This window comes from Mycobacterium sp. NPDC050853 (genome assembly GCF_040653875.1).
Classification (GTDB): Bacteria; Actinomycetota; Actinomycetes; order Mycobacteriales; family Mycobacteriaceae; genus Mycobacterium.
Genome location: NZ_JBFAGW010000004.1, coordinates 352,708 through 378,894, shown reverse-complemented (window position 1 = coordinate 378,894; position 26,187 = coordinate 352,708). Strand labels below are relative to the sequence as shown.

At 63.5% G+C, this 26,187-nt stretch carries 22 protein-coding genes and 1 pseudogene; 17 read left to right on the top strand and 6 right to left on the bottom strand.

The annotated features are described in order from the left end of the window. The first annotated feature begins 119 nt into the window (after nucleotides 1–119). The 7 genes and pseudogenes from AB0H22_RS16450 (at nucleotide 120) to AB0H22_RS16420 (ending at nucleotide 7,780) form a co-directional block, all read left to right on the top strand. Nucleotides 120–590 (top strand): toxin-antitoxin system HicB family antitoxin, encoded by a 471-nt coding sequence (locus tag AB0H22_RS16450; RefSeq protein WP_180748049.1) that lies wholly within the window; start codon nucleotides 120–122, stop codon nucleotides 588–590. Between the two features lie 19 nt (nucleotides 591–609). After that, entirely contained in the window at nucleotides 610–1,353 is a 744-nt protein-coding gene (locus AB0H22_RS16445; RefSeq protein WP_358147285.1) for a DUF4097 family beta strand repeat-containing protein, read from the top strand. After that, nucleotides 1,316–2,548 carry a 1-deoxy-D-xylulose-5-phosphate reductoisomerase gene (gene dxr, locus AB0H22_RS16440; RefSeq protein ID WP_255485565.1) on the top strand — a complete coding sequence of 411 codons (1,233 nt, stop codon included), beginning with the start codon at nucleotides 1,316–1,318 and terminating at the stop codon, nucleotides 2,546–2,548. Before AB0H22_RS16445 ends, dxr begins: the two co-directional genes overlap by 38 nt. A gap of 31 nt (nucleotides 2,549–2,579) precedes the next feature. Continuing rightward, the gene (locus AB0H22_RS16435) at nucleotides 2,580–3,809 is read left to right on the top strand and encodes a M50 family metallopeptidase (protein WP_358147283.1); all 1,230 of its coding nucleotides are present in this window, start codon (nucleotides 2,580–2,582) and stop codon (nucleotides 3,807–3,809) included. A gap of 7 nt (nucleotides 3,810–3,816) precedes the next feature. Beyond that, nucleotides 3,817–4,992, top strand: coding sequence for a flavodoxin-dependent (E)-4-hydroxy-3-methylbut-2-enyl-diphosphate synthase (gene ispG / locus AB0H22_RS16430; protein ID WP_358147281.1), 1,176 nt, complete (start codon nucleotides 3,817–3,819; stop codon nucleotides 4,990–4,992). 121 nt (nucleotides 4,993–5,113) lie between these two features. Then, nucleotides 5,114–5,902 (top strand): annotated as a pseudogene (locus AB0H22_RS16425) (GNAT family N-acetyltransferase); the annotation flags it as partial. A gap of 60 nt (nucleotides 5,903–5,962) precedes the next feature. Further along, on the top strand, nucleotides 5,963–7,780 hold the full coding sequence (locus tag AB0H22_RS16420) for a penicillin-binding transpeptidase domain-containing protein (protein WP_180748044.1): 1,818 nt from the start codon (nucleotides 5,963–5,965) through the stop codon (nucleotides 7,778–7,780). Here the strand turns inward: AB0H22_RS16420 and AB0H22_RS16415 are convergent. Continuing rightward, a complete protein-coding gene (locus tag AB0H22_RS16415) occupies nucleotides 7,777–8,130 on the bottom strand; it encodes a VOC family protein (protein ID WP_180748043.1) in 354 nt (117 codons plus the stop codon). The two genes, AB0H22_RS16420 and AB0H22_RS16415, sit on opposite strands and share 4 nt — an antisense overlap. Before the next feature lie 110 nt (nucleotides 8,131–8,240). On the opposite strand from AB0H22_RS16415, the gene AB0H22_RS16410 reads away from it, so the two are divergent. From AB0H22_RS16410 to AB0H22_RS16390, 5 genes are all read left to right on the top strand, one after another. Further along, nucleotides 8,241–8,987 carry a L,D-transpeptidase family protein gene (locus AB0H22_RS16410; protein WP_358147279.1) on the top strand — a complete coding sequence of 249 codons (747 nt, stop codon included), beginning with the start codon at nucleotides 8,241–8,243 and terminating at the stop codon, nucleotides 8,985–8,987. Between the two features lie 30 nt (nucleotides 8,988–9,017). Next, nucleotides 9,018–9,878 carry a type I methionyl aminopeptidase gene (gene map / locus AB0H22_RS16405; protein WP_358147277.1) on the top strand — a complete coding sequence of 287 codons (861 nt, stop codon included), beginning with the start codon at nucleotides 9,018–9,020 and terminating at the stop codon, nucleotides 9,876–9,878. Continuing rightward, nucleotides 9,875–11,383 carry a cobyric acid synthase gene (locus tag AB0H22_RS16400; RefSeq protein WP_358147275.1) on the top strand — a complete coding sequence of 503 codons (1,509 nt, stop codon included), beginning with the start codon at nucleotides 9,875–9,877 and terminating at the stop codon, nucleotides 11,381–11,383. Before map ends, AB0H22_RS16400 begins: the two co-directional genes overlap by 4 nt. Nucleotides 11,384–11,448: 65 nt before the next feature. Further along, a complete protein-coding gene (locus tag AB0H22_RS16395) occupies nucleotides 11,449–12,078 on the top strand; it encodes a hypothetical protein (protein ID WP_180749629.1) in 630 nt (209 codons plus the stop codon). 76 nt (nucleotides 12,079–12,154) lie between these two features. Further along, on the top strand, nucleotides 12,155–12,781 hold the full coding sequence (locus AB0H22_RS16390) for an alpha/beta hydrolase (RefSeq protein ID WP_358147273.1): 627 nt from the start codon (nucleotides 12,155–12,157) through the stop codon (nucleotides 12,779–12,781). 1 nt (nucleotide 12,782) lies between these two features. On the opposite strand, the gene AB0H22_RS16385 is transcribed toward AB0H22_RS16390, so the two are convergent. Continuing rightward, on the bottom strand, nucleotides 12,783–13,766 hold the full coding sequence (locus AB0H22_RS16385) for an alpha/beta hydrolase (RefSeq protein ID WP_180748039.1): 984 nt from the start codon (nucleotides 13,764–13,766) through the stop codon (nucleotides 12,783–12,785). A gap of 107 nt (nucleotides 13,767–13,873) precedes the next feature. Here AB0H22_RS16385 and mqo point away from each other — a divergent pair, with 107 nt between their 5' ends. The 5 genes from mqo to AB0H22_RS16360 are packed head-to-tail and all read left to right on the top strand — an operon-like array spanning nucleotide 13,874 to nucleotide 19,745. Beyond that, nucleotides 13,874–15,358, top strand: coding sequence for a malate dehydrogenase (quinone) (mqo, locus tag AB0H22_RS16380; protein ID WP_358147271.1), 1,485 nt, complete (start codon nucleotides 13,874–13,876; stop codon nucleotides 15,356–15,358). After that, nucleotides 15,358–15,828, top strand: a complete 471-nt coding sequence (locus tag AB0H22_RS16375; RefSeq protein ID WP_358147269.1) for a GNAT family N-acetyltransferase — start codon at nucleotides 15,358–15,360, stop codon at nucleotides 15,826–15,828. The genes mqo and AB0H22_RS16375 overlap by 1 nt, the downstream gene beginning before the upstream one ends. Next, a complete protein-coding gene (locus AB0H22_RS16370) occupies nucleotides 15,821–17,734 on the top strand; it encodes a VWA domain-containing protein (protein ID WP_358147267.1) in 1,914 nt (637 codons plus the stop codon). The genes AB0H22_RS16375 and AB0H22_RS16370 overlap by 8 nt, the downstream gene beginning before the upstream one ends. Nucleotides 17,735–17,753: 19 nt before the next feature. Beyond that, nucleotides 17,754–18,368, top strand: a complete 615-nt coding sequence (gene cobO, locus AB0H22_RS16365; protein ID WP_180748035.1) for a cob(I)yrinic acid a,c-diamide adenosyltransferase — start codon at nucleotides 17,754–17,756, stop codon at nucleotides 18,366–18,368. Between the two features lie 15 nt (nucleotides 18,369–18,383). Beyond that, nucleotides 18,384–19,745, top strand: coding sequence for a cobyrinate a,c-diamide synthase (locus tag AB0H22_RS16360; RefSeq protein ID WP_358147264.1), 1,362 nt, complete (start codon nucleotides 18,384–18,386; stop codon nucleotides 19,743–19,745). Between the two features lie 68 nt (nucleotides 19,746–19,813). Here AB0H22_RS16360 and AB0H22_RS16355 read toward each other — a convergent pair whose 3' ends face one another. The 4 genes from AB0H22_RS16355 to AB0H22_RS16340 all read right to left on the bottom strand — a co-directional run bounded on the left by AB0H22_RS16355 (nucleotide 19,814) and on the right by AB0H22_RS16340 (nucleotide 25,102). Then, complete coding sequence (locus AB0H22_RS16355; RefSeq protein WP_358147262.1) at nucleotides 19,814–21,139, bottom strand: HNH endonuclease signature motif containing protein; 1,326 nt, start codon at nucleotides 21,137–21,139, stop codon at nucleotides 19,814–19,816. 83 nt (nucleotides 21,140–21,222) lie between these two features. Beyond that, the gene (locus AB0H22_RS16350; protein WP_358147260.1) at nucleotides 21,223–21,846 is read right to left on the bottom strand and encodes a TetR/AcrR family transcriptional regulator; all 624 of its coding nucleotides are present in this window, start codon (nucleotides 21,844–21,846) and stop codon (nucleotides 21,223–21,225) included. Next, a complete protein-coding gene (locus AB0H22_RS16345; RefSeq protein WP_358147258.1) occupies nucleotides 21,843–24,653 on the bottom strand; it encodes an RND family transporter in 2,811 nt (936 codons plus the stop codon). Before AB0H22_RS16345 ends, AB0H22_RS16350 begins: the two co-directional genes overlap by 4 nt. Beyond that, a complete protein-coding gene (locus tag AB0H22_RS16340; protein WP_219602688.1) occupies nucleotides 24,650–25,102 on the bottom strand; it encodes an MmpS family protein in 453 nt (150 codons plus the stop codon). Before AB0H22_RS16340 ends, AB0H22_RS16345 begins: the two co-directional genes overlap by 4 nt. Nucleotides 25,103–26,187: the final 1,085 nt, after the last annotated feature.

Here is a 26,187-nt window from a genome sequence, read left to right as displayed (position 1 = left end):
CGGTGGTCAGTCTGCCATGTCGTCGGGTGAGTCTACGGAACCGGTAGTAGATATTCGGCCAATACCCGGTCGTCACCATGACACTTGCGATGACACCAAAATGGTGTCACTATGACGTCATGGACTTGCAACCGTACGTCGACTCGGTGCGTCACGACCTCGCCATCGCCGCGAAAGCCGGGGGGTCGGAGGCCGAGGAGCTCGCCGATCGACTGACCGCGCCGCTCGACTCCGCCATTCGGCTCGCGCTACTGGACGCGCTCTCGGCGGCCACCGAGGAGATCACCCGCGAGCTGGCGCCCACCTCGGTAGACGTGCGGTTGCGCGGCCGCGAACCGCAGTTTGTGGTGAACCGGCCGGCCACTCAGCAGCAAGCCGAACCGGCCTTCGCGATCGACGACAGCGCCGGCACCTGGCGGGTGACCCTGCGACTACCGGAAAGCCTGCGGGCCATCGTCGAGGCCGCCGCCGGCAACGAGGGGATCTCGCTCAACGCCTGGCTGGTGCGTGCGGCGGCCGCTGCGATCAAAAAACCCTATAGCTCAACAACATTCAGTTCAGGTAACACCATAAGCGGCTGGGTCCGCTAACAAAGAAAGGAATATCGCTATGTCCAAGTTCGAAACCCTCAACCCCGTCGCTGCCAAGGTCGCACTGGCGCGCGGCACGCTGCAGATCATTGCGAGTGACCGTACGAACACCACCGTCGACGTCAGGCCACGAGACGTATCCAAGGCGCTGGACATCAAGACCGCCGAGCGCACCCGGGTCACCTTCGGAAAGGGCCTGCTCTCGGTGGAGTCGTCACCGGGCCTGACCTTCCGCACCGGCACCGTGGACATCATCATTGAACTGCCCACCCAGTCGGTCCTGGATATCTCGGTGGCCTCGGCGGAAGTGCGCGCCGACGGTGCCTTCGGAGACGTGCGACTGCAATCGGCAAGCGGTGATCTGCTGATCGACACGATCACCGGGGACGCCAAGATCGATTCCGCCTCGGGCGGCGTATCGATCAGGGAGCTCACCGGCGATATCGGCTTTCAGACGGCCCGGGGAGACCTCGCCATCAAGCAACTGCGCGGGAATATCAAAGCGGCCTCATCCTCGGGCTCGGTGACCATCGGGTCCGCGATCGTCGGCGGACTGATCTTCGACACGGCCAGTGGGAACACATCCGTCGGCATCCCGGCGGGCACCGCTGCAAAACTGGCGATCGACACCGCCAACGGCGTCGTCACCAACTCGCTGGATTCCGTGGACGGACCGCTACAAGGGGACGAGAGGTTCCTCGTCCAGGTGCGTTCGGCCTCCGGTGATGTGGAGCTGCACCGTCCCGTGGTGCTCACGAGCTAGAGCGGGCCCGTACTGGGGGCACAATACGTGGGTGACACTTGGTTCAGAGGTCTGTCGGGTCTTGCTCTTGGGCAGCACCGGGTCCATCGGTACCCAGGCGCTTGAGGTCATCGCCGCCAACCCCGATCGATTCGAGGTCGTCGGCCTGGCCGCAGGCGGCGGCAACATCGACCTGCTGCGCAAGCAGATCAACGCCACGGGGGTCACCAACGTCGCGGTGGCAGATCCAGCGGCCGCCGCACAGCTCGACGTACCCGTGCTGAGCGGGCCCGACGCCGTCACCGAGCTGGTGGAGAACACCGAGGCCGATGTGGTGCTCAACGCACTCGTCGGCGCTCTCGGACTACGTCCCACCCTGGCCGCACTGAAGACGGGGGCGCGGCTGGCCCTCGCCAACAAGGAGTCCCTGGTTGCCGGGGGACCGCTCGTCACCAAGGCCGCATCCCCGGGACAGATAGTGCCCGTCGACTCCGAACATTCCGCGCTCGCGCAATGCCTGCGCGGTGGAACCCATGGCGAGGTTGCTCAGCTGATCCTCACCGCATCCGGCGGGCCGTTCCGGGGCTGGACCGCCGAACAGCTCGAGGACGTCACCCCCGAGCAGGCGGGAGCGCATCCCACCTGGTCGATGGGGCCGATGAACACCCTCAACTCGGCCTCGCTGGTCAACAAGGGGCTCGAACTCATCGAGACGCACCTGCTGTTCGGAGTGCCCTACCGCCAGATCGGTGTCGTCGTGCACCCGCAGTCGATCGTGCACTCGATGGTGACGTTCACCGATGGGTCGACGCTGGCGCAGGCCAGCCCGCCCGATATGAAACTGCCCATCGCCTTGGCCCTGGGATGGCCGGAGCGGGTGCCCGGAGCGGCCGCCGCCTGCGATTTCGGCACCGCTTCTACCTGGCAGTTCGAGCCACTGGATGCGCAGGTGTTTCCCGCCGTCGACCTCGCTCGGAGCGCCGGTGAAGCGGGGGGATGCATGACCGCCGTCTACAACGCCGCCAATGAAACCGCGGCCGCCGCCTTCCTGGCCGGACGTATCGGATTCAGGTCCATCGTGCGAACAATTGCCGATGTGCTCGACGCCGCAGGCCAGTGGGTCGCGGAACCGGCTACCGTTGAGGATGTACTTGACGCGCAGCACTGGGCTGACCAGCTGGCTGCGCAACTGATCTTGGCGGAGGAAAATCGATGAGCCGCCTGCGTGAAGAGGATGATTTGGCCTGATGGGTGCGTACGCGATAGGTATTGCGTTGTTTGCGCTGTCGATCTTGGTATCGGTGGCGCTGCACGAGTGTGGGCACATGTGGGTGGCGCGTGCCACCGGTATGAAGGTGCGTCGCTACTTCGTCGGCTTCGGGCCGACGCTGTGGTCCACCAAACGTCCTGCACCCGGAGGAGACGTTATTGAGTACGGCCTGAAGGCCGTCCCGCTGGGCGGATTCTGCGATATCGCGGGTATGACCTCGGTGGAGGAGCTCACCCCCGAGGAAGCCGACCGTGCGATGTATAAGCAGAAGGTCTGGAAGCGGGTGGCGGTGCTCGTCGCCGGGCCGGCCATGAACTTTCTCATCGGCATCGTGGTGTTCTACGTCGTGGTGTTGACGTGGGGTCTACCCGACAACAATGCGCCCACTCACCCCGAGATCGCTCAAACCAGTTGTGTGGCACCGCAAAAGGGTGCGGATCCTAAGGACATGGCTCCGTGCACGGGCGAAGGACCTGCGGCGGCCGGGGGGCTGCGGGCCGGCGACCAGGTGCTCACCGCCGGTGGCAAGCAGGTCAGCACGTCGAGCGATTTGGTCACCGCTATTCGAGGGTTGCGCGGTCCTCAGGTGTTCGAGATCGTGCGCGATGGCAAGCAGCAATCGCTCATTGTGACCGTGGCCGAGACACAACGCTGGGACGAGAAGGCCGGCAAGCTCATCGCGGTGGGCGCAGTCGGCGCCACCCTGGGAACCTATGTGCCGCAGATTCACTACAACCCGGTGACGGCGATTCCCGCCACCGGGAACCTCATCGGAACCGTCTCCTTCGAAACCGTCAAGGCCATCGGGAAGATCCCCACCAAGGTAGGCGCGCTGTGGGATTCGATCACCGGCAGCGAACGAGCGATGGACACCCCGATGAGCGTCATCGGTGCGAGCCGCATGGGCGGCGAGACGGTAGAGCACGACATGTGGATCATGTTCTGGATACTGTTGGCGCAGCTCAACTTTGCGCTCGGCGCTATCAATCTGCTGCCGTTGCTGCCATTTGACGGTGGACATATCGCGGTGGCCACTTACGAGAAGATCCGCAACATGATCCGGTCCGCGCGCGGGATGGCGGTGGGCGCGCCCGTTAACTACATGAAGTTGATGCCGGCGACGTACCTCGTCCTGGTGGTGGTTGTCGGCTACATGCTGCTGACCATCACCGCTGACATCGTCAACCCGATTAGACTCTTCCAGTAGGAGATACATGACCAGCCTGGGCATTCCGAGTGCACCGCCGCCGACACTGGCGCCGCGGCGTAAGACGCGTCAGCTCATGGTCGGAAATGTCGGGGTGGGTAGCGATCACCTGGTGTCGGTGCAGTCGATGTGCACCACCAAGACCCACGACGTCAACTCGACTCTTCAGCAGATCGCCGAATTGACCACCTCCGGCTGCGACATGGTGCGCGTTGCTTGTCCGCGGCAGGAGGACGCCGACGCCCTCTCCGAGATCGCCCGTAAGAGCCAGATCCCGGTCATCGCCGATATCCACTTTCAGCCTAAGTACATTTTCGCCGCGATTGATGCCGGCTGTGCCGCGGTGCGGGTGAATCCGGGAAACATCAAGGAGTTCGACGGGCGCGTCAAGGAGGTCGCCAAGGCGGCCGGTGCGGCCGGAATCCCGATCCGGATCGGCGTCAACGCAGGCTCCCTCGATCCGCGCATTCTCGGTAAGTACGGCAAGGCCACGCCCGAGGCGCTCGTCGAATCGGCGCTGTGGGAGGCCGGACTGTTCGAGGAATGCGGGTTCGGCGATATCAAGATCAGTGTCAAGCACAATGATCCGGTGGTCATGGTCGCCGCATACGAACAGCTTGCCGCGCAATGTGACTACCCGCTGCACCTGGGTGTCACGGAAGCCGGTCCGGCATTCCAGGGCACCATCAAATCTGCCGTCGCCTTCGGTGCGCTGCTGTCCAAGGGCATCGGGGACACCATCCGAGTATCCCTCTCGGCGCCGCCCGTTGAAGAGGTCAAGGTGGGCAACCAGATCCTGGAGTCCCTCAACCTGCGGCCGCGTGGGCTGGAAATCGTGTCCTGCCCGTCCTGCGGTCGGGCGCAGGTCGACGTCTACACGCTCGCCAACGCGGTCAGCGCTGGCCTGGACGGACTCGATGTACCGCTGCGCGTCGCGGTCATGGGATGCGTCGTCAACGGACCGGGGGAGGCCCGCGAGGCCGACTTGGGCGTGGCATCCGGAAACGGCAAGGGGCAGATCTTCGTGAAGGGTGAGGTCATCAAGACCGTGCCGGAGGCACTGATCGTCGAAACGCTGATCGATGAGGCCATGCGGTTGGCCGAACAGATGGGCTTGGAAAACGGCACAGGGATTGGCTCCGGTGAATCCCCTCCAGGCCAGCCGGTCGTCACCGTAAGCTGAAAGCAGCTCGGCGCAACGGACACGGGAGCGATTGCCGATGACGACAACACTGCCGGCGCCTGGAGCACCCGGAGCGCCGTCCTCTGATGCCGTGCGTGTGCTCGGGTTATCGGACACTGACGCGGTCCGCAGCGTTCTTGATGTCGACCCGGTGGCCTCCTGCATGCTGGCCGCCCGGGTGGAGGCCCGTGGTGCCGATCCCACCGCCATCGGCGGTGAAATCTGGTCGACGGGTGCGTTGGCAGACTCGCTGTGCTTCGTCGGGACCACGATTATTCCGCTGGCGGGTGGACCCGAGGCCACCCGACTGTTCGCCGAACGGGCAATAGAGCAGCACCGGATCTGCCCCTCCCTGGTCGGCCCCGCCGATGTGGTTCTCGATATGTGGTGCCACCTTGATCCGGTCTGGGGACCGGCGCGCGAGGTCCGCGCCTGTCAGCCCTTGCTGGCAATGCTCGATACGCCGACATGCGCCGTCGACCCCGCGGTCCGCCAGGTGCGCGCCGAGGAGCTGGACGAGTATTTGAAGGCCTCGGTCCAGATGTTCATCGGCGAGATGGGCGTAGACCCGCGCAACGGCGACGGGGGACGGGGGTATCGGCGACGGGTGGCCGGCCTCATCGACGCGGGTAGGGCATGGGCACGTTTCGAGGACGGCCGCGTCATCTTCAAGGCCGAAATCGGATCACAATCGCTGAGCGTCAGTCAGATTCAGGGCGTGTGGGTTGACCCGGAGTTCCGTGGCTGCGGGCTCGGCACCGCGGGGGTGGCCGCCATCGCGGCCGCGGTCCATCGCAGCGGACGAATCCCGAGCCTGTACGTGAACAGCTTCAACGAGGTCGCCCGCGCGTCCTATGCCAAGGCAGGATTCACCCGTATCGGCACTTTCGCGACGGTTCTTGTCAGCTAATCCTCGTTAGACCCGTGTGCCTCCGGGGTTTTGGGGGCTCGCGGTCATAGCATCGACCCGATGTCCAGACGTGTTTGGTCCCTGCCGTTGTTCGGTACCGCGCTGCTGGTGGTCGGCACGGTCGCGTGCACCCCGCGCCCCGACGGGCCCGGCCCTGTGGCGGAGAAGTTTTTCCAGGCACTGGCCAGCGGTGACACCGCCGCGGCCGCCAAAATGACCGACGACCCGGATGGCGCGAAAGTAGGTCTGGATCAGGCGTTCTCGGGCCTGCAGGCGACGTCCTTCAAGGCCATCGTGAACGGTTCGCAGTACACCCAGGACACGGGCAGTGCCGATGCGACGTATACCTGGCAACTGCCCAGGAAGCGCACCTGGGCCTACAACGGGCGCCTGGAAATGCTGCGCACGGCCGGTAGCTGGGAGGTGCGCTGGGCGCCCAGTGATCTGCACCCCAAACTCGGTGAGCGTCAATCGCTTTCGTTGCGCACCGAACCGGCCAAGCGGGCCACGGTCAACGAGGCGGGCGGTACGACCGTGCTGGCACCGGCCAACCTGTACCGGATCGCGTTCGACGCTTCGCAGGCCGGTAAAGCGCTGATGAGCACCGCCACCGCGCTGGCCGATGCCATCAGGCCCTATGACGACCAGATCAATGCCGCCGCCCTCGCCGAGCAGGCGAGCGCGCAGACCACGCCGATGACTTTGATCACGCTGCGCAAGGATGACTGGGACAAGGTCTCCATTGCGCTCGAGACCCGGCCGGGAGCATTGCGCCCCGGCGTGGTGATGACACCGATCGCGGATCTGCTGCCCACCGATGACTCGTTCGCGCCCGATATCGTCGCGCAGGTTAAGAAGGCCGTGCTCGACGAACTCGATGGTGAGGCCGGTTGGCGCGCCGTCAGCGTCAACCAGAACGGTGTCGACGCCGTCGTCCTCAACGAGGTGAAACCCACCCCAGCACCTTCGAAGACGATCAGCCTGGACCGTCCAGTGCAGAACGCCGCGCAGAATGCCGTCAACACGCGCGGCCAGAAGGCCATGTTGGTGGTCATCAAGCCGTCGACGGGAGAGATCCTGGCGGTCGCCCAGAACGCCGCCGCTAATGCGGATGGACCGTTGGCCACCACGGGGCTGTTTCCACCGGGGTCGACGTTCAAGATCATCACTGCGGGTGCCGCGCTGGACCGCGGCATGGCCACTCCCGACACCATGCTGGGCTGCCCGAAGCGCATCACCATCGGCGATCGCAGCATCCCCAACTACAACGAGTTCGATCTCGGTACGGTGCCGATGGCGCGTGCCTTCGCGAATTCGTGTAACACCACCTTCGCCAAGCTGGCCAGCGAGATGCCGTTGGACGGCCTGACCATCGCCGCTTCCCAATTCGGTATCGGTCCCGATTACGTTGTCGCGGGTATCCCCACCATCTCCGGGGATGTGCCGCCCACCGTCAATCTGACCGAACGCACCGAGGACGGATTTGGGCAGGGCAAGGTGCTGGTCACACCGTTCGGCATGGCGCTGGCGGCGGCTACCGTGGCAAACGGTAAGACGCCTGTACCGCAGCTGATTTCGGGTCAGGCCACCCAGGTCACGGGTGAGCGACCACTGGTGAGCTCGAAAATGGTCGACGGCCTGCGTGGGATGATGCGCGAGACGGTTCTCAGCGGTACCGCCATGGATGTCAAGGGCGAAGGTGAGATCTACGGAAAGACCGGTGAGGCCGAGTTCCCGGGCGGATCGCATGCCTGGTTCGCCGGGTATCGCGGGGATATGGCCTTCGCCACATTGATCGTCGGGGGCGGCGGATCTGAGGCCGCGGTGCGTGCCACCAAGATCATGTTCGAGTCACTGCCACCGGGGTACCTGGCTTAGTCCGCAAGCGCCTCTAGCACGCAGAATTCGTTGCCCTCCGGATCGGCCAGCACGACCCAACTTGAATCGCCTTGCCCGATATCGATTCTGGTAGCGCCGCGGGCCAGAAACCGCTCCACCTCGGCTTGCTGGTCGGCACCGCGAAAGTCCAGGTGCAGCCGGTTCTTGGCCTCCTTCTGCTCGGGGACTTTCAGGAAGAACAGTGACGGTGGATGTCTGTCGGGCTGAAAGACCTCCACATCGCCGTCCTCGTCGACCGTGTAGGGCCATTCGAGCACGTCGGCCCACCAACGCCCGAGCGTGGTGGAGTCGCGGCAATCGATGACGATGGATTCCAATCTGACACCCATGTACGCGATTGTGCGCGTTGTCGCTAACGTTCTGCAGGTCGATCACGAACTACCATGTAGTCAAAACCGTGCCAGGGAGGAAAGTAAGCTTGCGCAGAGCATTTCGGAGTGTGCTTGTAGTGACTGGACTCGCCAGCCTCCTGATGAACGTCGTGATCGCCGCACCGGTGCATCCGTATCTACTAGGCGCGGCCTCGGCCGCGAGTCCCAGCGGTATCGCATCCGTGTCGCCCACCCCGGGAGCCGTGGTCGGTGTGGCTATGCCGGTGACGATCCATTTCGCGAGTCCGGTCAGTGACCGTGCGGCGGCGGAGCGGTCCATCACCTTCTCCGCCCCGAAGGTCCCGGCAGGCGACTTCAGCTGGATCGACGATTCGACCGTCCGGTTCACCCCGAGTGAGTACTGGCCCGCGCATTCGACCATCTCGGTGGCCGCCGGCGAAATGAAGTACAAGTTCCAGACGGGCTCGGAGGTGCTGGGCATCGGCAGCATCAGCGCCCACACGTTCACGGTGAAGATCGATGGCGTGACCATGCGAGAGATGCCCGCATCGATGGGAAAGCCGAAGCACCCCACGCCGGTTGGATCGTTTACCGCGCTGGAGAAGCAGAGCCCGGTAGTGATGGACTCGCGCACCATCGGCATTCCGCTCAATGACCCTGAGGGGTACAAGTTGACGGTCTACTACGCGGTCCGGGTCACCTGGGGCGGCGTGTACGTGCACAGCGCCCCCTGGTCCACCGGCTCACAGGGTAATTCGAATGTCAGCCACGGCTGCATCAACCTGAGCCCGGATAACGCCTCGTGGTACTACAACACCGTCGGCATCGGCGACCCCATCGTCATCAACGCGTAGCCGCCCGGTAGGCCCAGCTACGCTGCATCCATGACTGTTCGTGCTGCGTTGATCGCAGGAGAGCTCTCTTCCGAGCGTAAGGTTCCCGCGTCGATCGACCGGCCCGAGTACGTGGGCAAGTCCAAGGTCGCCGAGGCCATCGGGGAGCCGTACGTCCAGACACCCGAGGTGATCGAAAAGATGCGCGTCGCCGGGAGGGTCGCGGCGCAGGCGCTGGCGCTCGCGGGTGAGGCCGTGGCCCCCGGCGTCACCACCGACGAACTGGACCGAATTGCCCACGACTACATGGTTTCCCAGGGCGCATACCCGTCGACACTGGGATACAGGGGATTCCCCAAGTCGTGCTGCACGTCACTCAACGAGATCATCTGCCACGGGATACCGGATTCGACCGTGATCCAGGACGGCGACATCGTCAATATCGACGTCACCGCTTATATCGACGGTGTGCACGGCGATACCAACGCCACCTTCCTGGCCGGAGACGTCTCCGAGGAACACCGCCTTCTGGTGGAGCGGACCCGGGAGGCCACCACGCGGGCCATCAATGCCGTCAAACCGGGCAGGGCGCTCAGCGTCGTTGGCCGTGTGATCGAGGCGTACGCAAAGAGGTTCGGTTACAACGTGGTTCGCGCCTTCACCGGTCACGGTGTGGGTCCGACGTTCCACAACGGGCTCATTGTGCCGCACTACGATGACCCCAACCTGGACATCATCATCGAGCCGGGTATGACATTCACCATCGAACCGATGATCAACCTGGGATCACTGGAGTACGAGATCTGGGATGACACCTGGACTGTGGCGACCATCGACAAGCAGTGGACCGCGCAGTTCGAGCACACCATGGTGGTCACCGACGACGGAGTAGAGATCCTGACCCTGCCATGACAGGGGCACTGCTGGTCGGGGGCGTCAGCTCCGATGCCGGTAAGAGTCTGGTCGTCACCGGTCTGTGCCGGCTGCTGGTCCGCCAGGGGATTCGCGTCGCACCGTTCAAGGCGCAGAACATGTCCAACAACTCCGTGGTGACGATCGACGGGGGAGAGATCGGCCGGGCACAGGCCCTCCAGGCTCGCGCCTGCGGACTGGAACCCTCGGTGCGGTTCAATCCGGTACTCCTCAAGCCCGGCAGTGATCGCACCTCACAGCTGGTGCTGCGCGGACAGGTGGCTGGAAACGTCAGCGCCCGTTCCTATGTCGAGCATCGCGAGGAATTGCGGCAGGTAGTTGCCGAGGAATTGTTATCACTGCGTGAGGAATTCGACGTGGTGATCTGCGAGGGCGCCGGCTCCGTCGCCGAGATCAATCTGCGATCCACTGATATCGCCAACATGGGGTTGGCGCAGGCCGCGGATCTGCCGGTGGTGCTGGTCGGCGATATCGACCGAGGCGGTGTGCTGGCGCACCTGTTCGGCTCGGTGGCTGTGCTGGACCCCGCGGACCAACGACTCGTCGCCGGTTTCATCGTCAACAAGTTTCGCGGTGATCGCACACTGCTGGACCCGGGCCTGGAGCAGCTTGCCGCGCTGACCGGCCGGCCCACCTATGGTGTGCTGCCCTATGACGACCAATTGTGGCTCGACGCAGAGGATTCGGTGTCTGTAGTGGCATCGGCCCAGGTTGGTCACGCTGCTACCCCCATCGGGCGGGAATGGCTGCGCGTGGCCGCGGTGCGGCTGCCCCGGATCTCCAATTCCACCGATATCGAGGCCATCGCCTGCGAGCCGGGAGTGATCGTGCGGTGGGCGGCCCATCCCGCCGATATCGCCGATGCCGATGTGGTGGTCATCCCGGGAACCAAGGCCACTGTTGCGGATCTTGCGTGGATGCGGCAGAACGGGATTGCCGATGCGGTTGTCGCACATGCTCGCTCGGGCGGGCCGGTGCTGGGTATATGTGGTGGGTTCCAGATGCTGGCCAAGTGGATCGATGACCGTGTCGAGTCCGGGGTCGGGGCCGTTCAGGGGCTGGGCCTGCTCGATATCGACATCGCCTTCGAACCGGCCAAGAACCTGCGCCGCTGGCAGCCTCCCGGCCTGACCGGCTACGAGATCCACCACGGCACCGTCACCCGCTCAGCGGTGGCGCCGTGGCTGACCGATCATCACGAGGGTGCCGTCGACGGGGCGGTCTGGGGCACTCACTGGCACGGGGTATTGGACAACGACGACTTCCGCCGCACGTGGCTCACCGAGGCGGCGGCCGCGGCCGGGCGTTCCGGATTCGTGGTTGCGGCAGACACCAATGTCGGCGGCTGCCGCACAGCTCAGCTGGACAGATTGGCCGACCTCATCGAGACCCACCTCGACATCGATGCGCTGAAGGCCGTGTGGGAAGAATCCGGGTGGCGAGGATCCGCCACGTCGCCTCCGGTAATTGCGCACAGTCGGTAATTGCGACGCAGGTCGAATAACCTGTGCGGGTGCACCGGGGACTGATAGCTATCGCGGCATCCACACTGGCGCTTGCCGGCTGCACCAACTCGGTGGCCGGGACCGCCACCTGGCCGGGGGAGCGCATCGCGCAATCGCTGCTCACCGCCGATGAGCTGCCCGAGGGCACCAAGTACGACAGGGTTGTCGCCGACCCGGGGCCGGTGACCGTCAACAACCAGCAGGTAGTCGGTGCGATGCCCTCGAATCCGGCGGGCTGCGCGGACGGTCTGTCTCCCCGGTTGGCCAATGCCGGTCAAGCTGGGCCCGAGAACACGGCGCGCTACATTGCCCGGTTCAACGGTGCGAATATCATCGTCAGCCTGTTGCGCGACACCATCGACCTGGCCAACGTCAAGGACGTGGCGACCAAATGCGCCAAATACGAGGTGTTCTTCGACAAGAACTCGCCGGGAACGCAGATGACAACCGAACCGGTACAGGGCGGGCCCGTTGGCGTTCTTATCTACAAGCAGACGATGATCATGCCCAAGCGCACGACCTCGCGGTACATGGCTTTTGCGAATGTCCAGGGGGTGGCGCTGGTCGCGACATCCTTCGACCTGCGTGATCCGTCGGTCAAGGCCACCGCCACGATGCCCAAGACCTTCCTGGACATCGTCGAGAAACAGATCGACAAGATCGAACGTAACTAACGGGCCAGGTGAAAGTTTCCTGATAGGGCTGGTTAAAAGCCCAACCGGAGGGTCCGTACTCAGGTACCGTGCGCCCATGAGTTCGACGCCCGAGCTTCGTCGCCCGCGCCCGGGGCACCCGCCTACGCGCGACGGTGAGCTCCATCAGGTCGTCACGATCGACGGCCGAACGGTGCAGGTTAACGTGTCGGGGCCGGATAAGGGAACCACCGTCGTGATGCTCGCCGCCGCCGGGCATTTCGCGCTCAGTTATCGCTCGGTGTGCGAGCGGCTGCATACCGCCGGGCTGCGTACCGCGGTGATCGGTCATGACCCGCACCTCCATGCGAAGGCCATCACCGGAGTGCTCGACGATATCGGTGTCAAGGTCGCGCTCTTGGTGGGAGACCGTGCCGGCGGTGAGCTGGCCTGGGACCTGGCGGCAAGCAAGCTCGACAGATTCATCGGCCTGGTGGCGATCGACCGCGGGCATCCGCGGGTCGCCGACCGTACTGGGCAGATCCGCGACAAGCACTGCCCACCGGTGGAGATCAACACCACGGTTTTGGTGACCTCGGACACCACTCGGGCTATCGCCCGCGCCAGCCAGCGCTTCGTGTACGGCGACTACCGGATTGTCGAACTGATGGGACGCCGGTCGGCGACTCGTGACCTCACCCCGGAGTTGGCCGCCGAGGTGGTGCTGCGCAGCAGCTCGTGGTGAGCTAGCCGCTCGCCTCGTACCAGTCCAGCCAGGAATTCAGCTCCTGGTAGGCCCGTATACGTGGGTCCGCCGCCGATAGGAACACATCGTGTTTGGCGTCCGGGACCGGAACCACCCGTTGATAGTTGCCGATGCACCCCGCCCAGCGCGCTATCTGTTGAACGTCCAAGACCGCGTCGCCGTACAGGGCGGCCGCGGGGTCGACGTCCCCGGGGAGACTGCGGTCCGAGCGCAGGATCAGGTTGGGCACGCCGACGTCCAGGCCGCGGTGGAGCTCGGCATGTCCGCGCCGGATCGCACTGATCCACCCGAACCGCACCGGGAACCCGCCGACGGGTTTCCAGTCGAGGTTGTAATCGAACTCACCGTGAAAGTCCTTGTGCAGGCTCGCTCCGTACGCGCCCTCGTGTGGTAGCGGGATCGCTTGTTTCGCACGGAATCTCGAAATCGCCTTAACGGCTGCGGTGGTGCTGCCACTGCGGAGAAGGGGACGCCCCTGGAGGTCCAGCCACGGGCTGTTAAGGATCAGGCCGGAGAGGCCTCCGTCGTGGAGGCCGTCGGCCATCCGTAGACGGTTGAGCCACAGCGAGACGATCAGACCGCCGGCAGAGTGCCCGTACACGAGCAGCGGTGCGCCCGCGGTTTGCCCGGAGATGATGCTCACCGCGGCGTTGAGTTCGGTGTCGTAGAGCGACAGATCGCTGATGTAGTGCGGGGTTTGGTGTTCATGGCGAGAACGCCCGCATTTGCGCAAGTCGAGCGCGAAGAAACGATAACCGCGGGCCAGGAAATGTTCGGCAAGTGTGGTGTGGAAGAAGTAGTCGGTATATCCGTGCACCATGAGCACCGCGCGCCCGGTATCGGGCTGAATTTCCGGCCGCACCAGTGTGGCGGTTATTACACCTTCGCCGTCAGGATCGACGCCCAGGTCAATGGTCTGTCGGAGGTAGCCATCGAGGACATCGGATTCCCATGTCACGGGCATAGCCTAGTTGAAGTGAGTATGGAAATACTCGCGCGATAACCTGTGTGTACTCATCAGTATTTGAGGGAGTATCGCCACCCAATCAGATTCGAAAAGGACAGTGAACGGTGTCAAAAGCGCAGGTGGAGCAGACGGACGTTGCCCTGATCGGGTCGGGGATCATGAGCGCGACGCTCAGCGCCCTGCTGCGGTTGGTCGAACCGGACCTCTCGATCACCCTGATCGAGCGCCTCGATGCGGCCGCCAGCGAAAGCAGCGACCCATGGAACAACGCAGGCACCGGTCACTCGGCGCTGTGCGAGCTCAACTACACCCCGCAGAAAGCGGATGGCTCGATCGATACCACCAAGGCGGTCACGGTCAACGAGCAGTTCCAGGTGTCCCGCCAGTTCTGGGCGTACGCCGTGGAGAACGGTGTGCTTCCGGACGTCCGGGGCTTCCTGAACCCGATTCCGCACGTGAGCTACGTACATGGCGCCGACAAGGTCGAGTTCCTGCGTAAGCGCCACGACGCCCTGGTGGGTAACCCGTTGTTCGCGAAGATGGAATTCATCAACGATGACGATGAATTCGCACGCCGTCTGCCGTTGATGGCGGCCGGACGCGATTTCTCCGATCCGGTGGGGTTGAACTGGAGCCAGGACGGCACCGACGTCGACTTCGGTGAACTGTCAAAGCAGTTGGTGGGCTATGGGGTTCGTACCGGTACCAGTGCGATCTTCGGCACCGAGGTCCGCAACATCAGCCGCGACAGCGACGGCGGGTGGATTCTCAAGCTCGTCAATGGCCGTACGGGTGAGAAGCGCAAGCTCAAGGCCAAGTTCGTCTTCGTCGGCGCCGGTGGTGGTGCGCTGGGTCTGCTGCAGAAGGCCGGAATCCCGGAAGCCAAGGGCTTTGGCGGCTTCCCCGTAAGCGGTGCCTTCCTGCGTACCAACAACACAGATCTCACCGAGGGCCACAAGGCCAAGGTGTACGGCTTCCCGCCGCTCGGTGCGCCCCCGATGTCGGCCCCGCACCTGGACACCCGTGTGATCAACGGCAAAGAATGGCTGCTGTTCGGGCCGTTCGCCGGATGGTCGCCCAAGTTCCTCAAGATGGGCAAGATCACGGATCTGCCGTCGACGGTGAAGCCCAACAACCTCGTGCCGATGCTCGGTGTCGGTCTCACCGAGTTCGGGCTGGTGAACTTCTTGCTGAGTCAGCTGCGTCTCACCCCGGACGACCGGATCGACATGCTGCGCGATTTCGCGCCCAAGGCACAGCGTTCCGACTGGGAGCTGATCACCGCCGGTCAGCGTGTGCAGGTCATCCGCCCAGCCAAGGGCAAGGGCGGAGCGCTTGAGTTCGGCACTATGGTGCTCAATTCAGCCGACGGCAGCATTGCCGGCCTGCTCGGCGCCTCGCCGGGTGCGTCTACGGCGGTGCCGGCCATGCTCGACGTCATGCAGCGTTGCTTCCCCGACCGATTCGCCAACTGGATGCCCAAGCTCAAGGAAATGATTCCGTCGCTGGGTATCAACCTGTCGGACGAGGCGTCGCTGTTCGGTGAGGTATGGGACTGGGGGACACAGGTTCTCGGCCTGGAGAAGTGATGCTGCCGGCCCAGCCGGCACAGCCCTTTGTGGCCCGGTCCTGGTCCGCGGACCTGGACGCCGCGACGCTTTATGGGCTGCTGCGGCTGCGCGCCGAGGCGTTCATCGTCGGGCAGAACTGCGCTTACCAGGATCTCGACGGACGCGATCTGGAACCGGGAACCCGGCATTTCTGGATAGGAGACTCCGACGGCAACGTGGTGTGCGGTTTGCGGCTCCTGGAAGATCCTGCGGGCGAGGGTTTCTGGATCGGCCGGGTGTGTACCACCGAAGCCGAACGCGGGCAGGGGCACGCGGCGCGATTGGTTCGTGCCGTGTTGACCGAGATCGGCGGTGCGCGCTGCCGGTTGAATGCGCAGGCCCACCTCAAGGACATGTATGGCAAGCTGGGATTCGTGGTCGCCGGTGACGAGTTTCTTGAGGACGGGATACCGCACGTACCTATGACATGGGCGGCCGGAAATGACTGACACGGCAAGCATTCTGGGGTATCCGCTGAGTGCGATCGTGGGGCATGACCAATTGCGCCTTGCGTTGGTGCTCTCGGCCGTGCGGCCCGATATCGGTGGCGTACTCATCCGCGGCGAGAAGGGCACCGCCAAGTCGACGGCGGTACGTGCCCTGGCGTCGGTGTTGAGCGCGACGGACAGAACCGGCACTGCGCGACTGGTGGAGCTTCCGATCGGTGCCACCGAGGATCGGGTAGTCGGATCACTCGATCTGCAGAAGGTGCTGCGCGACGGCGAACATGCTTTTTCCCCAGGGCTTCTGGCGCGCGCCGATGGCGGCGTGTTGTATGTGGACGAGGTCAACCTGCTGCACGACCATCTGGTCGACGTGATCCTGGATGCGGCGGCGATGGGCCGGGTGCATGTGGAACGTGACGGCGTATCCCATTCCTACAATGCGCGATTCGTATTGATCGGCACCATGAATCCCGAGGAGGGCGAGCTGCGTCCGCAGCTTCTCGACCGTTTCGGATTCGCGGTGGATGTACACGCCTCGCGCGATGTGGCGGTGCGGGCAGAGGTCATCCGTAGGCGTCTCGCGTATGAGGCAGATCCTGCCGGGTTCGTCGCGCGCTACGCCTCCGAGGAGGCCGAGCTGGCCGCCCGGATAGCCGAGGCCCGGCTGCTGCTGTCCCGGGTCACATTGCCCGACGCGGAATTACAGCGTATTGCGGCCCTGTGTGCGGCGTTTGATGTGGACGGGATGCGTGCCGATCTGGTGGTTGCGCGTGCCGCCATCGCCCATGCCGCGTGGCGGGGTGCCGAGGTGGTGGGCGAGCCCGATATCCGGGTGGCAGCCGAGTTGGCGCTGCCGCACCGTCGGCGCCGAGACCCGTTCGACGAGCCGGGTCTGGATCCGGATCAGCTCGACCAGGCGATGCGCGATAGTGCGCCGCCGGAGGATCAGGATCCCAGCAAGGACGACCCAGATCCCGATCCGGATGGTCCAGGTCCAGATGGTCCGGGGGGTGCTCCCGAGCCCTCCCCGAATCCTGGCAAAGCAGATGATTCACAACAGGATTCGAGCGACTCCGCGCGTGGGTCCGGCGCGGCCTCCCGGCCCAGCCCGGCGCCGTCATCGACATTTCGCACCAAGACGCTCCGAGTGCCCGGCGTCGGCATGGGCGCGCCGGGACGTCGCTCGGTCGCGCGCAACCGGGCGGGCAAGGTGATCGCCCCGAGCTCCGATGCGGGTTTCGGGGTGCACCTGATCGGCACGCTGATGTCTGCGGCAGGCCGGGTGACCGAACCCGGCAGGCTGCCCAAGCCGGTGTTCTCCGATGTGCAGTGGGCGATTAGGGAAGGGCGCGAAGGCAATCTGGTGATCTTCGTGGTAGATGCTTCCGGATCGATGGCGGCACGCCAGAAGATGTCGGCGGTCGGTGGGGCCACATTGTCGCTCCTGCGGGATGCCTATCAGCGCCGCGACAAGGTCGCGGTCATCACCTTCCGCGGTCAGGAAGCCACGACACTGTTGGCGCCGACCAGCTCGACGCATATCGCGGGGCGCAAGCTGCAGCGGTTCGATACGGGCGGCAAGACGCCGCTGGCACAAGGACTTCTGGCGGCACGAGATCTGGTGGCGCGTGAGCGTGGACGCGATCCGCATCGCCGAGCATTAGTGGTGGTGCTCACCGATGGCCGCGCTACCGGCGGTCCGGATCCCTTGGGGCAGACACGTCGTGCCGCGGGAATGTTGCGTGCCGAACATGTTGCTTCCGTGGTGATCGACTGCGAGACATCATTCGTGAGAATGGATCTGGCGGTCACGCTGGCCCAGCAGTTGGACGCGCCGGTGATCCAGCTGGACCACTTGAATGCCGACCGGCTCGCCGGCGTGGTGCGCGGCGCCACTGCCGCTGCGTGAGATAGCGGAGGAGGTTTCGATGCCACAGGGACAACCGTCGGCGATACCGGAGGACGGGCTCACCACCAAAGCGCGGCGCAATGCGCCGATTCTGGCGGTGCATACCGGTGCTGGAAAGGGCAAGTCCACAGCCGCTTTCGGTATGGCGTTGCGAGCCTGGCATCACGGTGCCGATGTCGCGGTGTTCCAATTCGTCAAGAGTGCCAAGTGGCGAGTGGGCGAGGAGTCGGTTTTCGGTGAGCTCGGCAAGCTGCACGACGAACAGGGGATCGGCGGCTCGGTGCAGTGGCACAAGATGGGGTCGGGGTGGTCCTGGTCGCGTAAGGCCGGCACCGAGACCGACCATGCCGCCGATGCGGCGGCCGGGTGGGCGGAGATCTCGCGGCGGCTGGCCGCGGAGGAACACGGCTTCTATGTTCTCGACGAGTTCACCTATCCGCTCAAGTGGGGGTGGGTGGATGTCGACGAGGTGGTGTCCGTACTACGTGACCGGCCCGGAACGCAGCATGTGGTCATCACGGGACGCGATGCGCCACAACAACTGTTGGATGCCGCCGACCTGGTCACCGAAATGACGAAGATCAAGCATCCCATGGATGCCGGCCGCAAGGGCCAGCGCGGTATTGAGTGGTAGGGATGGTAAGCCGTATTGTCCGCTAGCGTTCCGGCCGTTGTGATCGCCGCGCCCGCCTCGGGTAGTGGAAAGACAACGGTGGCAACGGGTTTGATGGGTGCACTGCGACAGGCGGGGCACCGGGTGGCGCCGTTCAAGGTGGGGCCGGATTACATCGATCCCGGGTATCACGCCCTGGCGGCGGGCAGGCCGGGCCGCAACCTGGACAGTGTGCTGGTGGGCAGCGATCTCATCGGGCCGCTGTTCAATCACGGCTCCCGGGACTCGGATATCGCAGTGGTCGAAGGGGTGATGGGTCTCTTCGACGGGCGGATCGGCGATGCGAAGGGGTCCACCGCCGAGATCGCGGCCGTGCTCGGAGCGCCCGTGGTGTTGGTGGTCGATGCGAAGGGCTACAGCCACAGTCTGGCCGCGCTCCTGCATGGTTTTGCGGTGCACGCCGCTGAGACGGGGATCAGGATCGCGGGTGTCATTCTGAACCGTGTCGGGTCGGCGCGGCACCGGGAGATCCTCACGGCGGCAGCGGACCGTGTCGGACTTTCCGTGTTAGGAACATTGCCCCGTACCGAGGAATTATCTGTTCCGTCAAGGCATTTGGGCCTGGTAACGGCCACCGAGCATGGCCAGGCGGCGCTCGATGCGATCGAGGCGATGACACAGCTGGTCGCCGCGCATGTGGATGTGTCGGCGATTGTCGGGGCGGCACGCAGTGGGGTAGACGGCCCGGCATGGGATCCGGTGGAGGTTGTCGGGAGCCCGGTTGCCGGGAATCCCGTGGTGGCATTGGCATCCGGACACGCGTTCACCTTCGGGTACGCCGAACATCGTGAGTTGTTGGTGGCGGCAGGCGCGGTGGTGGCGGAGTTCGACCCGTTGGTCGACTTGTTGCCGGCAGACACCGCGGCATTGGTGATCCCGGGTGGATTCCCGGAACAGTTCGCCGCGGAGCTGTCGGCGAACGAACCTCTACGCCAACAGGTTCGCGTGATGAACGGCCCGATTCACGCCGAATGCGCCGGGCTCACGTACCTGTGCAAAAACCTGGATGGCGCGCCGATGTGCGGGGTGATCGATGCCAGCGCGCGATTCACCGACAGACTCACCCTCGGATACCGGGAAGCAGTGGCGATCAGCGGTTCGGTGCTGTTCGACGAGGGGGAACGGCTGAGCGGGCATGAGTTTCACCGCACCACCGTGGATTGCCCCGATGACTCCAGGAACTCCGCCTGGGCCTGGAGCACCGCCGACGGCATCCGTCGAGAGGGCATTGTGGCGGGGGAGGGTGGTCGCATCCACGCCTCGTATCTGCATACGCACCCGGCTGCGCACCCGCGGGCGGCGGCTCGTTTCGTCGCGCGCGCGGCCGCGGAAGCATAGAACTCACATGGCTGCCGCGGAATACAGCCGCCGGATCGTATCGGCATACGGCCGAGCACACGCGCGCATCAATCCGGTTGAAGCGTGAGGAGTTCCGGATGGTGGAACTCATTGGTGAGACCCTCGTTGAGGCCAAGCTGCGGTGGCGGTATCCACTCGGTGCGCCCGGTTTTTCGATTCTTCCGGGTCGTCCAGCCTTGAGCCAATAATCGATGATGCGGTCCGCAGACGAACGTCAGCCTGTCGATGTCGGTGGCGCCGCCGTCTGCCCAGTCGTCGACGTGGTGCACCTCGCAGAGGTATCCCGGGACACTGCAGCCGGGGTGGGTGCAGCCGCGATCATTGGCGTGCAAAACAATCCGCTGATCTACCGATGCGATGCGTTTGGTGCGACCCAGATACAAGGGGCGGCCATCGTCATCGAAGATTGTCAGGTAATGGAGAGCGTGAGACGCCATGCGGATCACATCACGCATCGGTAGGAGTGTCCCGCCGCCGGTAACCGCCTGGCCGGATGCTGATTCCAGCTCATCAAGGGTGGTAGACACCACGACGGTGACGGGAAGCCCATGGTGGCTGCCGAGTTGTCCGGAGGCCAGCGTGCTGCGGCAGACGGCTCTGAGGGCGTCGTGGTTGCGTTGAGCATCGGTGCGGTGATCTGCCGCCTCGCGCGCGGGTTCACCATCCACGATGGGGGATTCGTCGGTCGGGTTGCACATACCCGGTGCGGCCAGCTTGGACAGCAGCGCGTCGAGATAGGAGCGGGTTTCAGGATCCAGTAAGCCGGTGATCGGGGACATGCCATCAAAACCCTGGCGGCCGATCGTCATACCGCGTCGGCGGGCCCTGTCCACATCCGAGAACTCACCATCCGGGTTCAGCAGCACCATGATGCGATCGGCACCCATCCGTAGCTGATCAGGCCCGAATTGCACTGCCATCTGCGCGAGTTGCCTCTCAGCGGCTTCCCGAGTGGGTGCATCGACCGCACTCGCCAGCTTGTCGAAGAAGCCGCGCACAATTCGTACATGCTCCTCGCCGACCTCGCCGCGACGCAACGCATCGGCCACACTCGGCAACATGGGTGCTAAAGGTTCCCCGTTCAGGGCCTGTCGTGGGCCGAGTTGTTCGGAATCGCCGATCCGTCGCCGGGCTACGGACTTGCTGATGTGCAGCTTGCGGGACAACACATCCGGAAACGATGTGCCACCGAGCTCTATGGGGGAACCCTGCGCAACGATTCCCGCGGTCAAGGTGTGGGAGACGGACAAGAGCTGGCGTTGAACTTCCTCCAGCTTGGCCAGCGTCAGGAGCTTTTCGCTGCAGCTGAGCCCATCGAACGACTCGGCAGCGGCTTCTGAAGCCGCCACCTTAAGGGCGTCGATCGAATGCATGTATGAATCGTAAAGACGCCCACCGACAAAACGGGCCCCGATGTGACTGTAGAAACCACTGTGATAGAAGGGGTTTCGAAGATCTACGTCGAGCTGACAGGAGCCTGAACCAAGGGAAGGATGACCTCGTCGACCATGCGGCGCATATATGTTTCGTCGATGACCGTTCTTTTGAGGGCGGCGGTCAAACTGAGGCCCAGAGGTATGTCGTAGACGAGGGACAAGTCGCGGTCCCGGGCTATCTCGCCACGTTCGACAGCACGGGCGAACACGAGTTCCATCCGTTTCTGGGTCTGCGACACCAACAGGTCGTCTAACGCCGACGCCAGGGTGGGATCGTTGACGGCTTCGGCGATGATCCCCGCGAGTAGGTTGCCCGTGAGGATGTCGTTGTCGCCGAAGTCCCTTGCCTCATAGAGTGCGTGCAGGTCGCCACGGAGACTCCCGGTATCAGGTACGTCGTCGTGCCGGCCGAGCGAAGGGCGCCCGTGCAGGATCGCATCCGCGGTGAGCGCGGCCTTCGAAGACCAACGCCGGTAGATGGCTGCCTTGCCCACACCGGCGCGGGCGGCGATCACATCCATGCTCATGGTGTCGTATCCCTGCTCGGCCAGCGTCACGAATGCCGCTTCGAGGATCGCTACGTCCAGTGACCTGTTGAGGCGCCCAGGTGTTCGCTGTCGTTGAACCGCTGCGCTTTTCGTCATCGGATCCCTCCGTGAGTACGGACGTTCAGCGGCCACCAGAACCAGCGGCCGAGCAGGGCCGCGATGGCCGGGGTCATGAAGGACCGCACGATCAGAGTGTCGAAGAGCAGGCCAAGGCCTATCGTTGTCCCGAGCTGCCCAACGATGCGCAGATCGCTGACGACCATGGCGCACATGGTGAATGCGAACACCAGACCCGCATTGGTTACCACCTTGCCACTGCCGCCCATGGCCCGGATGAATCCCGTCTTGAGCCCGCCGTGTAGTTCCTCCTTGAACCGGGCGATCAGCAGCAGGTTGTAGTCGGAGCCCACGGCCAACAGGATGATCACCGACAACGGGACCACGAACCAATGCAGGTCCATACCCAGCAGGTCCTGCCAAATCAGTACTGACACCCCAATGGAGGCGCCGAGCGACACCGCCACTGTGCCGACGATGACCAGAGCGGCGACCACACTGCCGGTGACGAGCAGCATGATGATGAAGATCAAGCACAGCGACGCGATGCCCGCGAGGATGAGGTCGTACTTGGCTCCGTCTTGCAGGTCCTTGTTTGACGCTGCCGTGCCGCCGAGATAGACCTTCGCGTTCTCGAGCGGTGTGCCCTTGATCGAATCCGCCACTGCCTCTTTGATATTGCCGACGGTCGCTATTCCCTCGACCGAGGCCGGGTTCTCTTGATGGGAGACGGTCATCCGGACGGCTTTCCCGTCGGGGGACAGGAACATCTTCAATCCGCGTTTGAAGTCGGGGTTGTCGAATACCTCAGGCGGCAGATAGAAGGAGTCATCGTTCTTGGCCTGGTCGAAGTACTTGCCTATCAGGGTGGAGTTCTTGGTGCTCTCATCCATCTGGTTCATAATCCCGGACATGGTGCTATGCATGGTCAGCAACGTGCCATGCATGGACTTCATGATCGCGATCATGGGCGGAAACTCGGCGAGCATGCGCGGCATCAGCACATCGACTTTGTCCATGTTGACCAGCATGCCGTCCATGTCCTCAACCATCGCGTCGACGCCGTCGAGAGCATCGAACACCGTCCGGCTCGCCCAGCAGATCGGAATATCTGCGCAATGCTTTTCCCAGTAGAAGTAGTTGCGAATCGGCCTGAAGAAATCGTCGAAAGTGGCCATCAGGTCGCGCATGTCGTGCATCTTGCCCTGCATCACCTTCATCTGGCCGGTCATATCGTGCATGATGTCGGTGAGCTCGCGCATCATGTCGTAAACGCGTTCCATGGTGCCGATCAGGGTTCCCATTTGGTCCGCCATGGTCAGCATGTCCGCCATGCGGTCTTTCATGTACTTCATGTTCTGGATCTGACCGGCACCCTGCAGGCCGATCTGGAACGGTATCGAGCTGTGTTCGATGGGAGTCCCCAGCGGACGGGTGATCGCCTGCACTCGGGCCACCCCGCGCGCATGGAATGCGGTCTTGGCGATTCTGTCGATAACCAGCATGTCCGCCGGATTGCGCATATCGTGATCGGTTTCGATCATGAGCATTTCGGGGTTCATCCGGGCCGGCGAGAAATGCCGTTCCGCAGCGGCATATCCAACTTTCGATGGCACGTTATCGGGCATGTACTGACGATCGTCGTAGCCCGGGGTGTATCCGGGCAGAGTGGCCAACCCCACGAGCGCAATGGCGATTGTCACGACGAGAATGGGTCCGGGCCAACGCACTACGGCTGCGCCGATGCGTCGCCAGCTGCGTTCGTCATACTTGCGTTTGGGCTCGAACAACCCGAAACGGCTGCCTACTGCCAGTATTGCGGGGGCCAGGGTGAGCGCCGCCGCGACGATCACAAGGATGACCAGCGCACATGGCACGCCCATCGACCGGAATAGTGGCAGACGCGTCAGGCTCAGGCAGAGCGTGGCGCCGACGATCGTCAGTCCCGATCCCAGGATCACATGGGACACACCGGAATAGGCGGTATAGAAGGCCGCTTCCCGGTCTTGTCCGCGATGGCGGGCCTCGTGGTAGCGGCCGAATAGGAAGATCACATAGTCGGTCCCTGCCGCGATGCCGAGCATCGTGACCATGCTGACGGCGTAGGTCGACAGGCCGATCACATTGGTATTGCCCAATGTTGCGACCACTCCCTGCCCCGCCATCAGTTCCACCCCGACGATCACCAGCGCGAACACGGTGGTTATCACGGACCGGTAGACAAGCAACAGCATCACGAGGACGACACCCACCGCTATCAGCGTCGTTTTCTGCATGCTCTTGTTACCTGCCGTGCCTGTATCGGCGCTGGCGGCAGTCCCTCCCGTGACGTATGCCTTCACTCCGAGTGGGGGCGGAGACTCGTCGATGATCTTGCGGACGGCATCGACGGATTCGTTCGCGAGTGTGGTGCCCTGATCACCGGCCAGGTTCACCTGGACATAGGCGGCTTTCCCATCGGCACTCTGCGCGCCAGAGGCGGTCAGCGGGTCGCCCCAGTAGTCCGAGATGTGCTGGACATGGGTCGGGTCGGCCTTCAGCTTCTTGATGATCCCGTCGTAGAAACGGTGCGCCTCATCCGCGAGTTCCTGCTGCCCCTCCAAAACGATCATTACCGAGCTGTCAGAGTCGAACTCCCCGAACACCTTTCCTGTATGCATCATCGCGATCATCGATGGTGCATCCTTCGGAGACATTGACACCGAATGCGCCTTGCCGACCTCGTCCAGGGAGGGGGTGAGGACGTTCAGGAGGATGGCGAGGGCAAGCCAGAAGAGAATGATCGGGACCGACAGAATCCGGATCAGTCGTGCGATCCGGGGAGGCCCCGCAGCGTGGCCGCTCATGCGGACTTCACCAGGCAGTAGATGTAGGCGTTGTGCTCGTTGGCGACTCGTTCCATCTTGACTTCGCCGTTGACGGTGATCCGGCAGCCGATCTGGTTGCCATTGCCTTGGGCGACGATGTTTCCGCTCAATGACGGCAAGATCGAAACGATCTTGAATGACCACGGCAGCTGCACCGCATCGACGCGGGTCGGCTGCGCATCCTCGTTGAAGTAGTTCACATCGGCCATGGCGCCGGGTTCCCCGAAAATTTCGTAGATCAAGGTTTTGGGGTTGTACGGGGCGGCGTCTTTCGCGTTGTTGTCTGCAGACGAGATCGACGACTCCGACCCGAAGATTCCCCGGACCCGCAGGACCGCGAAGCCCCCGATCGCAACCACAACCGCGATCAGCAGCGGCATCCATATCCGTCTTACAATGCGAAGCACACCAAACCCCTTTGCACTCATTGGAATTGGCACATAGTCGGCATCTCGCTGAGGAGTGCTGCCGTCACTGGTCGTGTCGGGCATCGTCGCCCCGGCCACGCACGGAACTCAAGTTCCGCCTGTCGTTGGGGAGGCTACTCCTTAGCTGTTACGCGCGCGACACGAGCGATGTCCTCGCTGGTGTAGACGGCTCGATGGGGAGATCCGTTGCAGCAGCCAGTATTTGCAATCTTGGCACTCCGGCGATGTGGTGCAGGGGGCTCCGCTGCGTGAGAGCGCGGGTGCTGCGGCCCGGATCGGCGCCGGCTCCCGGGCGGGCATGCGCGAAGTTCCGGGTGGGGTTCGCCTGCGGCAGATACGCCTGGAGGCGTCCCGGCCACTCGATACGCTTCCAACAGCAAACAAATTGGCGCCTCCCGGCTTCCGGTGGCGGGGCTGCCCGCGATCCTTGGTTGCGAGCCGTCACCGGCACCCCTGGTGCTGGAAACCAGCTGCACCGCCGCCGCCGCGGCGCCCTGAGACCGGCACGATCCGCGGCCGCGGTGAATGATCCCGTGTCCAATTCGATTGGGGCCGCTAGTGCACACGAGCCCCAGATTCATGCTGAACAAATCTCGTAAATATTTCTAGCGCTCTTTAAGCTATTAGCCGACCTGCGTTATTGCACTGATAGCAAATCTTGAGAACTGCTGTGAATATCCTGTGTCGGATCCGGGGCCTGGCGTTTTGGATACCCCCATGGGGTAGAAAATATGGAGATACTGCGAGGTGACATGACATTTATGTGCACGTCATTTGATATCGGCGCCAGCATGGGAGCAAGCTGTCTGAATGGGCAGCGTTGCCCCGGGGTGTATATATAGCGAATTGTTAACGATCGCCAACATCTCGTGAATTCTGTGTTTCGCGGCTATCAATGGACCGTAAATCGTGCGGCTCTCGAGCATTGAACGCGAGTGTTTTTTGGACATCGTGCCGCCTTGGTTCTGGAGGCGGTGTGACGCTGATCTCTTGGGTCGCGAATTCCGTTCGGCAGCCTTATCTTTAGCTCTATCGAGATCGACTGCTAGTTATCTCCAGTTCTACTACCAGACGGATTATGGTGT

Coding starts and splice junctions, on each gene's coding strand:
- AB0H22_RS16435 (WP_358147283.1), top strand. CDS start 2,580: ATGGGTGCGTACGCGATAGGTATTGCGTTGTTTGCGCTGTCGATCTTG.
- AB0H22_RS16400 (WP_358147275.1), top strand. CDS start 9,875: ATGACAGGGGCACTGCTGGTCGGGGGCGTCAGCTCCGATGCCGGTAAG.
- dxr (WP_255485565.1), top strand. CDS start 1,316: ATGTGGAGCTGCACCGTCCCGTGGTGCTCACGAGCTAGAGCGGGCCCG.
- AB0H22_RS16415 (WP_180748043.1), bottom strand. CDS start 8,130: ATGGGTGTCAGATTGGAATCCATCGTCATCGATTGCCGCGACTCCACC.
- AB0H22_RS16340 (WP_219602688.1), bottom strand. CDS start 25,102: ATGAGTGCAAAGGGGTTTGGTGTGCTTCGCATTGTAAGACGGATATGG.
- ispG (WP_358147281.1), top strand. CDS start 3,817: ATGACCAGCCTGGGCATTCCGAGTGCACCGCCGCCGACACTGGCGCCG.
- AB0H22_RS16385 (WP_180748039.1), bottom strand. CDS start 13,766: ATGCCCGTGACATGGGAATCCGATGTCCTCGATGGCTACCTCCGACAG.
- AB0H22_RS16375 (WP_358147269.1), top strand. CDS start 15,358: ATGCTGCCGGCCCAGCCGGCACAGCCCTTTGTGGCCCGGTCCTGGTCC.
- map (WP_358147277.1), top strand. CDS start 9,018: ATGACTGTTCGTGCTGCGTTGATCGCAGGAGAGCTCTCTTCCGAGCGT.
- AB0H22_RS16445 (WP_358147285.1), top strand. CDS start 610: ATGTCCAAGTTCGAAACCCTCAACCCCGTCGCTGCCAAGGTCGCACTG.
- AB0H22_RS16420 (WP_180748044.1), top strand. CDS start 5,963: ATGTCCAGACGTGTTTGGTCCCTGCCGTTGTTCGGTACCGCGCTGCTG.
- AB0H22_RS16370 (WP_358147267.1), top strand. CDS start 15,821: ATGACTGACACGGCAAGCATTCTGGGGTATCCGCTGAGTGCGATCGTG.
- AB0H22_RS16390 (WP_358147273.1), top strand. CDS start 12,155: ATGAGTTCGACGCCCGAGCTTCGTCGCCCGCGCCCGGGGCACCCGCCT.
- AB0H22_RS16450 (WP_180748049.1), top strand. CDS start 120: ATGGACTTGCAACCGTACGTCGACTCGGTGCGTCACGACCTCGCCATC.
- AB0H22_RS16355 (WP_358147262.1), bottom strand. CDS start 21,139: ATGCATTCGATCGACGCCCTTAAGGTGGCGGCTTCAGAAGCCGCTGCC.
- cobO (WP_180748035.1), top strand. CDS start 17,754: ATGCCACAGGGACAACCGTCGGCGATACCGGAGGACGGGCTCACCACC.
- AB0H22_RS16345 (WP_358147258.1), bottom strand. CDS start 24,653: ATGAGCGGCCACGCTGCGGGGCCTCCCCGGATCGCACGACTGATCCGG.
- AB0H22_RS16350 (WP_358147260.1), bottom strand. CDS start 21,846: ATGACGAAAAGCGCAGCGGTTCAACGACAGCGAACACCTGGGCGCCTC.